Here is a 13954-nt window from a genome sequence, read left to right as displayed (position 1 = left end):
ATCGATATCACCAGCCTCAGGGAGCCACCATCGGTCCGTAGGCGTCAGGGCGGCGATCGCGATAGAACGCCCAGCGGTCGCGCACCACCTTGATCAGATCCATATCGAGGTCACGGATCACCAGTTCGGGATCGGAGTCCGAGGCGACGTCTCCGACGAATTTACCTTCCGGATCCACGAAATAGCTGGTTCCGTAGAAATCGTCATCGCCGTATTCCTCGATGCCGACCCGGTTGATGGCGCCGATGAAGTATTCATTGGCGACCGCGGAGGCCGGTTGCTCCAGCTTCCACAGATACCCGGACAGGCCGCGCGAGGTCGCGGAGGGGTTGAAGACGATTTCCGCGCCCGCCAGGCCCAGGGCACGCCAGCCCTCCGGGAAATGCCGGTCGTAACAGATGTAGACGCCGACCTTGCCGACCGCGGTATCGAAGACCGGCCAGCCCACATTTCCGGGACGGAAGTAGAACTTCTCCCAGAATCCGTTGACGTGCGGAATATGGTGTTTGCGGTACTTGCCGAGGTAACTGCCGTCCGCATCGATGACCGCCGCGGTGTTGTAGAGCAGCCCGGGCTGTTCCTGCTCGTACACCGGCAGGATCATTACCAAACCCAATTCCTTTGCCAGGGCCGCGAATCGCTCCGTCGTCGGACCCGGCACCGATTCCGCGTAGTCGTAGAACTTCGCGTCCTGCAACTGGCAGAAGTACGGGCCGTAGAACAGCTCCTGGAAGCAGATCACCTTGGCGCCCTGTGCGGCGGCCTGGCGCGCGTAGTCCTCGTGCGCCTTGATCATGGACTCTTTATCACCCGTCCAGTTCGTCTGGACGAGCGCCGCTCGAACGATTCCCATGCTTTGTTATACTTCACCGAGATCCAATTCGGTTGTGTTACAAGATTGCGGAAACAGTTTCGTAGCCGTAAACCTTGGGGCCGGTCCTCGTTCCGGCGCTGTGCCCGACGCAGAATGACGCTGTGAACTTCGATCCGACGACCGCGCCGCCGGTGCCCGCAGACGACCTGCGAGACACCGCGCCCGCACCTGTCACGGCCGGGTCCGGCCTGTTCAACGCGGATCTCGAAGATCGCACCCCGGCCGGAATCGCGGCCGCGGTGAGCCGCCGGATTCGTTCCGGAGCAATCGAACCCGGATCCCGGCTACCGACCGTACGCGAAGTCGCCCGCGAGTTGCGGGTGTCGCCCGCTACCGTCAACCAGGCTTGGCGCGCGCTGGCCGCCACCGGCGCGATCGTGGCGCGAGGGCGCGCCGGAACCTTCGTCGGCGAACGCACCGCCACCCGCGCGACCACGCCGACGGGCCGCTATCAGCGCCTGCATCCACCCTCGGACAGCGCCTTCCGCATCGATCTGTCCCGCGGTACCCCCGATCCGCGGCTCCTACCGCATCTGGTCGCCGCACTGCGCGCGATCACCGAGCACGGACGCGGCAATGATCTCGCGGCGGACTATCTCGGCGAGGCCGTACTGCCGGAACTGGCCGCCAAGGTGCGCACCGATTGGCCCTTTCGCGCCGAACGGCTCGCGGTCGTCGACGGAGCACTGGACGCCATCGACCGATTGCTCACCACGCATGTGCGGCTCGGCGACGCGGTGGCCGTCGAAGATCCTTGCTTCCCACCATTTCTCGACCTGCTCGCCCGGGTCGGCGCTCGACCCATTCCGGTTCGCATGGATGAATCCGGCTTACTGCCAGATGATCTCGAGCGGGCACGCGGCGCCGTGGCGCTGATCCTGCAGCCGCGTGCACAGAACCCGACCGGCGTCTCGCTCACCGCAGCCCGTACCCGCGAACTGTCCGAAATCCTCACCGGCACAGACACCCTCGTCATCGAGGACGACCACTCCGCAGGCATCGCCGCCACCACACTGCGATCCCTCGGCTCGCGACTGCCGAGCCGAACGGTACACATCCGCTCCTACTCCAAATCCCACGGTGCGGACCTGCGCCTCGCGGTGGTCGGCGGCCCCGCCGAGTTGCTCGATCCGATGATCGAGCGGCGCATGCTCGGCCCCGGCTGGACCAGCCGACTGCTGCAGCGCCTGCTGCTCACCATGCTCGACGACGACACCGCCGTGCGCACCGTCGCCGCGGCCCGCACCGAATACCGCAGGCGCTCAACCGAACTCCGTCGCGCCCTGGCCCGCAAGGGCATCGCCGTTGCCCGTGGTGACGGCATCAATGTGTGGCTCCCGGTCGCCGACGAGAACGCGGCCATGATCTCCCTGGCCGCCGCGGGCATCAAGGCCGCACCCGGCCGCCCCTTCGAGGTCGAGGACCACCCGCACGGCGACCACCTGCGCATCACCGTCGCCGCGATAACCGACGGCGAGCTGGACTGGGTCGCCACCGAGCTCGCCGCCGCGACCACCGCGGCCCCCACCTACCGTCGCGTTCGTCGCGCTTAGGATCCCGGCTCGATATCGAAACTGGTCGAGCCGTCGTCACCGGTCGGGATAATGGGCGCGATCACCGAGGAGGGATGCTCGGCATCCTTGTAGATCGTCTGCGTGGCGGGCTGCGTACGGGCGCTGTCACCGAAGGGTTCGCCGGTATTCGGGTTCGGCCCGTACTGCGGATAGTCACTGCTGCTGATCGCCACTCGGATCCGATCGCCCGCCTTGAACTGGTAGCTGGTCGGCCAGATCTTAATCGTGAACTGATAGGGCCGGCCGGGCACCAAGGGTGTCGGATCCGATAGCGAATCTCGGAACGCGGCGCGGATGATGCCATTGTTGAGGTTGACGGCCGATCCATCGGGTGCGACGACCTCCAGCCGCGCGACGAAGTCGGTATCCGGTGTGGTGGACGACGCCCACAGCTTCACGGTAATCGGACCGGTGACCTCGGTATCGGCGCCGAGCCGGTCGGTGCTGTAGGTGAGCACATCCGAACGCTGCTCGACCGCGGTCTGGTCGAACGGTCCCTGTGGGCCCGATCCGACCGAACAGCACGAATGTCCGCCGATGCTCGGTGCGGGTGCGGCGGGGTCGTAGACATACCGGTCGACCGCGACTGGCCCGCTCGGTGCGTGGTCGATGAGTTTGCCGCCCCGACCGGCCACACCGTTGGCGCCGCTGTCGGCGAAGAAGTATTCCTTCCATTGTGTTTGCGGCAGTGGCCAACTCGGTGCCGACTTCCATCGATTGGCGCCCAAGAGGAAGTAGTCGACGCGGGGTTTGCCCGCGACGCCGTTGTCCGTGCCTTTGAGGAAGTGGTCGAACCACGCCAGCATCAGCTCGTTGATCGGGCTGTCGCCGACCGGTCCGAGCTGCTCGAGCCGGGGCGCGATCATCGAGGTCGGCCGCCCCCAGCCGAGGTGGTCCCCGGGACCGATGACCAATCGCTGGTTCTGCCGGGCCGATACGGCGCCACGCTCGACCATGCCGGTGAAGTTCTCGATGCCACCCGCGAGGAATGCGTCGTACCAGCCCTCGATATCGAGTACCGGCACCTGCACATTCGGATAGCGGTCGCGGATACTCCACTGCTTCCAGTAGTCGTTACGTGTCGAGTTGCGGATCCAGTCGAAGTACCAAGGCGCGACGGCCGGATTATTCGGCTGCAGTGGCGGAAAGTCTTTGTAGGGGCGGTAATTCAGCCATGAGGTGATGTTCTGCAGATCCGCGCGCAGCTGGTTGGCGGTGGCCTTGTCGTCACGTCGTTCGGCGGATTCCGCGCCGATGGTGCCCATGGCCCATGGTTCGACGAAACCGAGCCGGAACGCGCCGCCCTCGTAGGTCCAGCCGTCGTAGTAGTCGGAGGCGGTATTCGCGGGCACGATCGTGGTCAGATGCGGTGGCGTCTCGACGGCGGCCAGCCATTGTGTGGCACCGACATATGACGAGCCGTACATGCCGACCTTGCCGTTCGAACCGGGCAGCCGCACCGCCCATTCCACCGTGTCGTAGCCGTCGTGGATGTCATTGCCGAATTCACTGAATGTGCCGTCGGAGCTGCCGATACCGCGGATGTCCTGGATGACCACGAGGTAGCAGTGCGAGGCGAACCAGTCGGGTGTGCGATAGCGCGAGGGCTGGATCTGCGCGGCGGACTTGCCGTACTGGGTGCGCATCAGGATCACCGGCACCAGATCGCTGGTCTGCGGGCGGTACACATCGGCGCGCAGCACAGTGCCGTCGCGCATCGTTGCCGGAACGTCGGCCTGCTTGTCGACCGCACATGTGCCACGGTCATCGTCGGGTGGCCAGGCACCCGTTTGCGAGGTCGATTTCGTCCCGGCGCTCGCCGTGCATCCGCCTATTAGTGCGCCTACACACACCACCGCGGTACACCAGCGAAATATGTATCCGGACAAGCTGATACACCTCCCGTGGAGGCGATGTGACCGCCAGAGCCGATGCGTGCCGAGCCGGCTAGCCGATCAGATGCGCCTCCCTCGCAGCCATGCTAACCGACCACTCTCCGCACAGCGGCGGATTCCATTGCCACACAGTCGCAATACGCATCTCGTTCCGCTGGAAGCGTCGAGATGGAATGATCCGCTCAGCATCACCCGATGCGATACACAACAGAAGGAGACCTCGACCGGTGAGCAGCGAAGTGCAGGCGCGGCAATTCGACCACCATCAGCCCATCGGGCAGCCTCGCAGAGTCGGGACTGCCCTGCTCCGGGGCGTCGGTGTACTCGCCGTCGGCACCACCCTCGCGATCTTCGCCGCGGGCGGGGTCTCGGCGGATCCGGGCACCCCGATCGCCGGATGCGTGGCCCCCGATTCGGCCAAACCCGAGAGCAAGCAGTGGGCCAGCGAGCCCGCCATGGCGATCGACACGGGCGCGAAGTACACCGCGCAGCTGGAAACCACTTGCGGCACAGTCAATATCGCCCTGGAGGCCGCCCGCGCGCCGCGCACGGTGAACTCCTTCGTATTCCTGGCCGGACAGAAGTATTTCGACCACACCCAGTGCCACCGCTTGACCACCGCGGGCATCTTCGTCCTGCAGTGCGGTGATCCCACCGCCACCGGCACCGGCGGTCCGGGCTACCAGTTCCCGAACGAGAACCTGGACGGCGCCACCTATCCGGCGGGTACTGTCGCGATGGCCAATGCCGGTCCCGACACCAACGGCAGCCAGTTCTTCCTGGTCTACAAGGATTCGCAGCTGCCGCCGAACTACACCCCGTTCGGCAAGATCACCGGCGGTATGGATGTTCTGGCGCGGGTCGCCAATGCGGGCGCCGCGGACGGCGAAGACGGTCGCCCGAACGCCGATGTCGTCCTGAATTCGGTGACCACCGCTCAGGGCTGATCGACATAAGCTGATGGCGGTGTCGTCCATGGCGACGCCGCCATCGGTTTTGGTGGCCCCCTGCGAGATTTGCTTCCCGACACTTGACTTGGAGTGCACTCCAGGTCATAGCGTTGGCAGTGCAAAATCGTCTAGTACCAGGGGATCACTTCATGGAACTCGGTTTTCACCTACCGATATTCGACATCGACGGCGGCACCACCGCCATTGCCGGTGAGTTGGCCAGGGTCGGCGCCGCGGCAGAGGCGTCCGGTGCGACCTGGCTGTCGTTCATGGACCACTACTTCCAGATCGAGCCGACCGGCCTGCCTGCCGAGGCCAATATGCTGGAGGGCTACACCACCCTCGGCTATCTGGCCGCACACACCTCCCGTATCAACCTCGGCCTGCTCGTCACCGGCGTGACCTACCGGCATCCCGGTCTGCTCGCCAAGATCGTCACCACCGTCGATGTCCTGTCGGGTGGCCGCGCGGTGCTCGGACTCGGCGCCGCCTGGTTCGAGCGGGAACATCGTGGGCTCGGTGTGCAGTTCCCGCCGATCGCCGAACGGTTCGAGCGCCTCGAGGAGACGCTGCGCATCTGTCAGCAGATGTGGGACCCGCAGAACAACGGCCCCTTCGACGGCAAGCACTATCAGCTGGCCGAGACACTGTGCTCGCCGCAGCCGATCAACCGCCCCAAGGTGCTCATCGGCGGTGGCGGCGAACGCAAGACGCTGCGGTTGGTCGCGCAGTACGGCGACGCCTGCAACCTCTTCGGTTCCGCTCCCGAGGAAGTCGGCCACAAACTCGACGTCCTGCGCCGCCACTGCGACGATGTCGGGCGCGATTTCGACGATATCCGCATCACCATCATGGCCAATAATCCGCGCCCGAATCCGGACAATCGCGATGAATTCGTCCGCCAGATGGCCGATTACGCAAAGCTCGGCGTGCACACCGTGATCATTATCCCGACCTCCGGGTCCCCGGCGGCGTGGATCGAGGGCATGGCGCCGGTGGTACCTCAACTCGCCGAGCTCAGTTAACTCCCTTACGGCACATGCCCTTTCGCATGAAGTTCGGGTGAAAGGGCGCGTGTCGTATCCGATCTCGTTACGGGCGAGCGGCTCGAGTTCGCCTACCGCCGATGGCGGGTTCTCGATAGTCTGCTGACATCTGTACCGAGCAGAGGAGCAGCTATGCATGCGCACTGTCGGAACAGCGGCGATTCGAAACGCATTCGCCTACGGGCCGGTCTCACTACGCTGGCAGCCGCGATACTGGCCGTAACGGGCGCGGGTGGCGCGCATGCCGACGAAACGGTGGGCGGACCGGAGTCCTCGACCGCACAGGCGCCAGGTTGGGGTGGGTTCGATCGGGCCTCGGTGCTCGAATACGTCACCGAGGGCCCGACCGGCGCAGCCACGACGGCGACCGGACTGCTGCTCACCCCGAGTGGGACACCGCCACCCGGAGGTTGGCCGGTAATCGCATGGGATCACGGCACCAGCGGCCTGGGCCCGCAGTGCGGAATCACCACCACGAAGGCCCGGTCCGATGCCTCGTATCTGCATCGCCTGCTGGACCGAGGCTATGCGGTGGTCGCCCCCGACTATGTCGGCCTGAATCGCGGTGCCGTGACACCGCATCCCTACCTGCAATCCCGCACCGAAGCCACTGCCACCGTCGACCTCGTCCGTGCCGCGCGCACCGCCGATCCCGACCTGTCGACGCGTTGGGCGGTCGTGGGCGTTTCCCAGGGCGGACATGCGGCCTTGAACACCGGCGCTCTCGCCTCGACCTACGCGCCCGAACTCGACTTCCGCGGCACCGCCGCCCTCGCACCACCGGCCAACATGGAGCAGGCCATCGCGCTCGCGGGCCCCTACGTACCCCGCGCTCCGGTCCTCGATGGCTTCATCGACAACGTCGCCGCGGTACTCGAGGGCATGCGCATCGCCTACCCCGCTTCCGATATCGAAAGCTACTACACCCCAACGGGTATCGCCGCGATGGAACGTCTGGCCACCTCGTGCGTATCGAATTGGCCCGCCCAGGTCCAGGGCCTCTCCCTCGGTTCGCTACTCACCAAACCGTTACTGACCGGCGACTTCACCGCTCGACTCACCCGGTACCTGGCCGTATCGACCTCCGGCTACCGACAACCGCTGCTCATCACTCAGGGCGAGCAGGACACCACGGTCCCCTTCCCCTCGACCGCAGTCCTCCTGGGCCAACTGAGCGCCTCCGGAACCCGATACCAGTTCCGAAGCTACCCCACCGACCACCAGGGCATCGTCGAAGCCTCCTGGCCCCAACTGATCCCGTTCCTCACCGGCCTGTTCGCTACCGAATAACACTGTGAGACAACGGATATCAATCCGACATGCGGTTCAGGAAGTACACAGCTTCCCACAGATGACCGTCAGGGTCTGCGAAGTAGCCCGCGCAGATACCCCATGGGCGAGTCACAGGTGGTCGGACGATGGTGCCGCCCGCTTGTTCGGCCTGTTGCAGGATACGGTCGACGTCCTCGCGGGAGTCGGCGAAGAAGCCGAGGCTCATCGGTGAGCCGGTGACTCGATCGACGGCGATGCCCGCATCCATGGCCAGGTCGGTGCGCGAGTAGAGGGACAGAATCAGGCCGTTGTCGAGGGTGAACATGGCGACCGACCCGCCGGGGTTCTGCTCGTCGCGGATGAACTCGGTGCCGATAATGCCCGGGGAGGAGAGGCCGAGGCCGTCGCGGTAGAAGCGCAGCGACCGTTCGAGGTCGCTCACGGCCAAGGTGATCGCGCGGATATTCGTTTTCATACCGATCCTCCTGATCCTCGAACCATGGCCGGGGTGCGGCTTCGGCCCTGCCATGGTTCAGTCAACGCGGGTGTTGTTCGGATGTCTTGAACGAATCGGACAAACGGCCGGTCAGTCGAGGCGAAGCAGGTCGGACCAGACCTGCGACCAGGGCTGACGTGGGGTGCAGCGCCAGATGGTGACATTGCGGGTGACGTCCGGGTAGCCGAGGCGCGCGTCGACGCGACCGACCGGGGTCAATTCGCCACAGGTGGCACGCATTTCGTCTTCGACATTGCCGACCCACAGCACCGTTGTCGCGGAATCCGGTGGGGTACCGAAGTATCCGAAACCGCGGTTCGGGCTATAGGTGGCGGGCAGGCCGAAGCGATTCGAGTCGACATCCAAAGCGCTTGCCTGCCAATAGGAATCGGTGACTATCACCGCGTTCGCACGCTCGGCCGGTGGGAGTGCCCGGTAGGCGTCGGCGGTCGCCTCGCGTAGCTCCGGCCAGCCGAACTTGCCGTACAGGCCGATTTCGATACCGGCCTCGGCCTGACTGTCGACCGGATCGATGGACGACTCGGATTGCCAAGGCATCGTGAACACCGCGATCGCCACCGAAATCGCGACCAGCGGAACTGTCGCATAGGTTCGCCATCGTCCGGTGTACTCGGTCCAGCGCACCGCGCCCGCCGCCATGATCGCCGCGTAGCAGCCGGCCGCGTAGTAGGGGCGACCGTTGGTTGCGACGAATGCCACGGCCAGCAGCAGGGGCAGCGGCGCGAGAAATCGGTACGGCCGCAAGGTCTCCGAGCGGAACAGCGCCCAGATTCCCACGACCAGCAGCACACCGCCGAACAATCCGGCCGCGATCAGCGCCAGCGGCAGCCAGCTGTAGCGGCCACCGATCGTCGCCTGCTCCGCCGCGACCACCGCACCCAATCGCAGCTGTGGCCAGTCGTGCTCGGCCTGCCAGATCAGCGTCGGAACCATCACCAGGACAACGAAAACCGCGCCCATCCACAACACCGGTCGCCGCAACAGCTCCCGCGGACCATAGATCGCTAGGCCGATGGCGACCGCGATCCAGAAGAACGGAATCAGCCACTTCACCTGCATATCCAGCGCCGTGACCAACGCGGCCCACAACAGCAGACTGTCCTGGCGAGTGCGCACCCACCGGATCACCAGCCAGCTGATCACCACCCATAACGCGGTATCAATCGTGTTGGTGGCCAACTGAGTTCCCTGCACGAGCAGGAACGGCGAGGTCGCATATGCTGCCGCGCTCAATATCTGCGCGGTCCGCGAACCGCCGAACTCCCGGGCGATCTGGGCACTGATCAGCACTGCGGCAACGGTGACCAGTGCGGCCGGAATCCGCAGTGCCACCAGCGATCCCGGTGCCAGCACATCCATCAGCCGGGCGATCGCGGGCAGTAGCGGCCCCTGATCGGCATAGCCGAATCCGAGTCGGCGCCCGGCCGACAGGAAATACAGTTCGTCACCGAAGTATCCGTACCGTCCCAGCGATGCGAACAGCATGGTTGCCGCCACCACGGCGATCGCGCCCACACCGAACCAAGCGAACGGTGCCGTCTCGCCGTTATCTTCCTGCCGCACTTCACTTTCCACCACGGTGGTCATCACGTCCCCCCCTTTCGGGTCGCCAAATCGAATAGTCGGCACACATGCGCCGAGTACGTCGTCATATCGAAGTCCTTCTCCCGAATCGCCCGCCCGGCCGCGCCATCGATGGCATCGCGAATCGACTTGGCCATGACCGCCGGATCGAATTCGCCGAATTCGCCGGCGTGCTGCCCCTCCCGCATGATGTCGATGAGCGGTCGGATAATCTCTTGCTCCCCCTCTGCCGAGGCGAACCGCGGCTTACCCTCCGCATCACGCAGATTCAGCACCACATCGGTCAGCGCCGCGACATACTTCTTATTCGCATCGATGAATCCCAGATTCGCCCCGATATAGGCGAGCAACTGATTCCGCGGCCCGTCCGCCGCCATCACCGCGGGCGCGATGTGCTCGCCACCGGACACATACAGCTGGATCACCAGCTGCTCCATCAACTCGTCCTTCCCTGCGAAGTGGTACGAGATGACGCCCTTGGAGATCCCGGCATGCTTCGCGATCCGCGCCAGCGAAGCCCGCCCATACCCCTCCTCCGAAATCACCTCTACCGCCGAAGCAATGATCTGCCGCCGCCGCGCCTCCTCGATGAACGACCGCTGCCGACCACCCGTCCCATTTTCTGGCCGCATGGCCAAATTTTAACCCACCCGCCCAAATCCCCACATCAGCCCAAAGAACGACCTCCACCTACCCCACAAGGATGACCCCGGAAACGCCGAAGAGCCGCGCCCCCAACTGGAGGCACGGCCCTCGGTTCGAAACCTACAGGTACTGACCTGTGTTCGACTCGGTATCGATGGCGCGGCTGGCGCTGGCGTTCTTGCCAGTGAACACGCACAGCCGGATGTAGACGATCCACTCGCCCGAACCACCCGAGGGCCGCACCCCCAACAGGAGGCACGGCCCTCGGCCCGAAACCTACAGGTACTGACCTGTGTTCGACTCGGTATCGATGGCGCGGCTGGCGCTGGCGTTCTTGCCAGTAACCAGAGTGCGGATGTAGACGATCCGCTCGCCCTTCTTACCTGAAATGCGGGCCCAGTCATCGGGATTCGTGGTGTTGGGCAGGTCCTCGTTTTCGGAGAACTCGTCCACGATCGAATCGTAGAGATGCTGGATGCGCAGGCCCGGGTTGCCGGTGTCGAGGACGGCCTTGATGGCGTACTTCTTGGAGCGGTCCACGATGTTCTGGATCATGGCGCCGGAGTTGAAGTCCTTGAAGTACAGGACTTCCTTGTCACCGTTGGCGTAGGTGACCTCCAGGAAGCGATTGTCCTCGCTCTCGGCGTACATCCGGTCGACGACCCGTTCGATCATCGCGCGAATGCACAGCCCCTTGTCGCCGCCGAACTCTTCGAGATCGTCGGCGTGCAGCGGCAGATGCTCGGTCAGGTACTTGGAGAAGATGTCCTGTGCCGATTCGGCGTCCGGGCGCTCGATCTTGATCTTCACATCGAGACGTCCGGGCCGCAGGATCGCGGGGTCGATCATGTCCTCGCGGTTGGAGGCACCGATCACGATGACGTTCTCGAGACCCTCGACACCGTCGATCTCCGAGAGCAGCTGCGGCACGACCGTGGTCTCCACATCGGAGGACACGCCCGAACCGCGGGTCCGGAAGATCGAATCCATCTCGTCGAAGAACACGATCACCGGCGTACCTTCGGACGCCTTCTCTCGCGCACGCTGGAAGATGATCCGGATGTGGCGCTCGGTCTCACCCACGAACTTGTTCAGCAGCTCGGGGCCCTTGATGTTCAGGAAGAACGACTTGGCTTCCTTGGCATCCTCACCACGCGCCTCGGCGATCTTCTTCGCCAGCGAGTTGGCAACGGCCTTGGCGATCAAAGTCTTACCGCAACCGGGTGGACCGTAGAGCAGCACACCCTTGGGCGGGCGCAGCGCGTATTCGCGGAACAGGTCCTTGTGCAGGAACGGCAATTCCACCGCATCACGGATCTGCTCGATCTGTCGACCGAGACCACCGATATCGCCGTAGTCGACATCGGGGACTTCCTCGAGTACGAGATCCTCGACCTCGGCCTTGGGGATGCGCTCGAAGGCGAAACCCGCCTTGGTATCCACGAGTAGCGAATCACCCGGCCGCAGTTTGCGAATCGGCTGATCGGGATCTTCGAGATCGTCGACTTCGGCGAGCTTGGCCAGCGGACCCGCCAGCCACACCACACGTTCCTCGTCGGCATGCCCGACGACCAGCGCGCGACGACTGTCGTCGAGGATCTCGCGCAGGGTGCCGATCTCACCCACTGCATCGAAGATGCCGGCCTCCACGACTGTCAGCGCCTCGTTGAGGCGCACGGTCTGGCCGTACTCGAGGGTCGAGGTGTCGATATTGGGTGAACACGTCAGACGCATCTTGCGCCCCGAAGTGAACACATCGACCGTCTGATCCTCGTACACACCGATCAGAACGCCGTATCCACTGGGTGGCTGACCGAGCCGATCGACCTCCTCGCGCAACGCCACCAACTGCTGGCGCGCTTCCTTGAGGGTGTCCATCAGCTTGGTGTTGCGAATGGTCAGCGAATCGATACGGGCTTCCAATTCCCGTGCACGATCCGGCGAATCGGCCAGTTGCCTGCGGAGTGCAGCCGCTTCGGCGCGTACCGCCTCGAGCTCTCTCCAGGCCGCCGAATCCGAATTCTCGATGGGGCTCATGTGCTGCTCCTCCCAGTCCCGGTCTATTAACGCTACCGGGCGCGAACCGTTCTCGCTTTCCGACATGGTTTCGTCGTGATCACATCTGGGCCGCGGTCGGCGGCGGATCCACCATGTTAGCCTGCCCTAACCAGACCACGGCGACCCGCTTCGCCGCCCGAACCGAAAGGTTGCTGACAATGCTCCTTCCCGCCAGGACGCTGCGTATGTCCATGGTTATCACCGCGGCGGCGATGGCCGCTACCGTCGGTCTGACCGGCTGTGGCTCCGACGATAAGTCCGATACCAAGGCCACGAGTACCACCTCCGCCGCAGCGACGACCAGCGCCGCAGGTCACGGCGATCACGGCAGCGCCGCCGCACCCACCGCCGAAACTCTCACCGCCGTCCTGGATGCCCTCTCCGACCCGGCAAAACCCACCTCCGAGAAGACCAAGCTGATCGTCAACGGCGAAAAACGCACCGCCAATATCGACCAGATGAACCAGGCGCTCGGCAGCTACGGCAAGCTCATCTACGCGGTCGCCGATATCACCACCAGCGGCGAATCCGCGACCGCCCAGGTGACCATCACCTCACCGCACGGCACCGCCCCCGCGATGCCTCTGACCTGGGAATATGTTGACGGCACCTGGAAGCTCTCGGATGCCAGCGGCTGCCTGATGCTCGGTTTCGCGCAGGCGCCCTGCGTTCCGGCCTGAATCAGCCCTTCGACGGTCGACGCTGCGGCTTCGGGGTGACCGTGCCCTCGGCGAGGCGCCGCGCGCTGACCAGGAAGGCGGTGTGGCCCTGCATGCGATGTTCGGGCCGCACCGCCAGCCCCACCACATGCCAGCCGCGCACCATCGATTCCCACGAGCGCGGCTCGGTCCAGCACTCCTGCTCGCGCAGCGCCTCGACCACCTTCGACAACTGTGTGACGGTCGCCACATAGACGATCAGCACACCGCCGGGGACCAGCGCCTTGGACACAGCGGGTAGCGCATCCCACGGCGCGAGCATATCCAGGACGACGCGATCGACCGGCGCGCCGTCGTAGTCGGCGACATCGGCGACGGTGATCGACCAGTTGTCCGGGCGCTCGCCGAAGAAGGTTTCCACATTGCGGATCGCGTGTTCGGCGTGGTCCTCGCGGATCTCGTAGGAGACGACCTGGCCCTGCGGGCCGACGGCGCGCAGCAGCGAGCACGTCAACGCACCCGAACCCGCACCGGCCTCCAGTACCCGCGCGCCGGGGAACATATCGCCCTCGTGCACGATCTGGGCGGCATCCTTGGGGTAGATGACCGCCGCGCCGCGCGGCATGGAAAGCACGTAATCGATCAGCAACGGCCGCAATGCCAAATACGGTGTGCCATTGGTGGATTGCACGACACTGCCCTCATCGGCGCCGATCAGGTTGTCGTGTTTGATACCGCCGCGATGCGTGTGGAATTCCTTACCCGGTTCCAGCACCACGGTGTAGAGGCGCCCCTTGGCATCGGTCAGCTGTACCCGGTCCCCGATGGTGAATGGCCCGGTCCGTCTGGCCGTCATGTATCTCCGTTCGCTGGTCGTCGC

At 64.7% G+C, this 13954-nt stretch carries 12 protein-coding genes; 5 read left to right on the top strand and 7 right to left on the bottom strand.

The genetic code is table 11. The features are described 5' to 3' along the window. Window positions 1-16 precede the first annotated feature (16 nt). Complete coding sequence (locus ACIBJI_RS28920) at window positions 17-853, bottom strand: nitrilase-related carbon-nitrogen hydrolase (protein WP_364347598.1); 837 nt, start codon at window positions 851-853, stop codon at window positions 17-19. A gap of 122 nt (window positions 854-975) precedes the next feature. Here ACIBJI_RS28920 and ACIBJI_RS28915 point away from each other — a divergent pair, with 122 nt between their 5' ends. Then, entirely contained in the window at window positions 976-2427 is a 1452-nt protein-coding gene (locus tag ACIBJI_RS28915) for an aminotransferase class I/II-fold pyridoxal phosphate-dependent enzyme (RefSeq protein WP_364347601.1), read from the top strand. Here ACIBJI_RS28915 and ACIBJI_RS28910 read toward each other — a convergent pair. Further along, on the bottom strand, window positions 2424-4166 hold the full coding sequence (locus ACIBJI_RS28910) for a CocE/NonD family hydrolase (RefSeq protein ID WP_397086703.1): 1743 nt from the start codon (window positions 4164-4166) through the stop codon (window positions 2424-2426). The genes ACIBJI_RS28915 and ACIBJI_RS28910 overlap by 4 nt on opposite strands. 404 nt (window positions 4167-4570) lie before the next feature. Between ACIBJI_RS28910 and ACIBJI_RS28905 the strand changes: the two genes are divergently transcribed. The 3 genes from ACIBJI_RS28905 to ACIBJI_RS28895 all read left to right on the top strand — a co-directional run bounded on the left by ACIBJI_RS28905 (window position 4571) and on the right by ACIBJI_RS28895 (window position 7629). Beyond that, window positions 4571-5290, top strand: coding sequence for a peptidylprolyl isomerase (locus ACIBJI_RS28905; protein ID WP_364347607.1), 720 nt, complete (start codon window positions 4571-4573; stop codon window positions 5288-5290). Window positions 5291-5442: 152 nt separating this feature from the next. Further along, window positions 5443-6318: an LLM class F420-dependent oxidoreductase gene (locus ACIBJI_RS28900; RefSeq protein ID WP_396955526.1), complete on the top strand. Its 876-nt coding sequence runs from the start codon at window positions 5443-5445 to the stop codon at window positions 6316-6318. Window positions 6319-6471: 153 nt separating this feature from the next. Beyond that, entirely contained in the window at window positions 6472-7629 is a 1158-nt protein-coding gene (locus ACIBJI_RS28895) for an alpha/beta hydrolase family protein (protein ID WP_396955525.1), read from the top strand. A gap of 19 nt (window positions 7630-7648) precedes the next feature. Here the strand turns inward: ACIBJI_RS28895 and ACIBJI_RS28890 are convergent, their stop codons facing one another. From ACIBJI_RS28890 to arc, 4 genes are all read right to left on the bottom strand, one after another. Then, window positions 7649-8086, bottom strand: coding sequence for a VOC family protein (locus ACIBJI_RS28890; RefSeq protein ID WP_364347616.1), 438 nt, complete (start codon window positions 8084-8086; stop codon window positions 7649-7651). A gap of 111 nt (window positions 8087-8197) precedes the next feature. Beyond that, complete coding sequence (locus ACIBJI_RS28885) at window positions 8198-9715, bottom strand: glycosyltransferase family 39 protein (RefSeq protein ID WP_364347619.1); 1518 nt, start codon at window positions 9713-9715, stop codon at window positions 8198-8200. Beyond that, entirely contained in the window at window positions 9715-10344 is a 630-nt protein-coding gene (locus tag ACIBJI_RS28880; protein WP_364347622.1) for a helix-turn-helix domain-containing protein, read from the bottom strand. The genes ACIBJI_RS28885 and ACIBJI_RS28880 overlap by 1 nt, the downstream gene beginning before the upstream one ends. A gap of 289 nt (window positions 10345-10633) precedes the next feature. Next, window positions 10634-12394 (bottom strand): proteasome ATPase, encoded by a 1761-nt coding sequence (gene arc / locus ACIBJI_RS28875; protein ID WP_364347894.1) that lies wholly within the window; start codon window positions 12392-12394, stop codon window positions 10634-10636. Between the two features lie 206 nt (window positions 12395-12600). Here arc and ACIBJI_RS28870 point away from each other — a divergent pair, with 206 nt between their 5' ends. After that, window positions 12601-13095, top strand: coding sequence for a hypothetical protein (locus tag ACIBJI_RS28870; protein WP_364347625.1), 495 nt, complete (start codon window positions 12601-12603; stop codon window positions 13093-13095). Between the two features lies 1 nt (window position 13096). On the opposite strand, the gene ACIBJI_RS28865 is transcribed toward ACIBJI_RS28870, so the two are convergent. Then, window positions 13097-13930, bottom strand: a complete 834-nt coding sequence (locus ACIBJI_RS28865) for a tRNA (adenine-N1)-methyltransferase (RefSeq protein ID WP_062989275.1) — start codon at window positions 13928-13930, stop codon at window positions 13097-13099. Between the last annotated feature and the right edge of the window lie 24 nt (window positions 13931-13954).

The sequence above is a fragment of the Nocardia sp. NPDC050408 genome, assembly GCF_044458905.1.
In the GTDB taxonomy this organism is placed as follows: Bacteria; Actinomycetota; Actinomycetes; order Mycobacteriales; family Mycobacteriaceae; genus Nocardia.
This window is presented reverse-complemented; position numbering and strand designations above follow the sequence as displayed.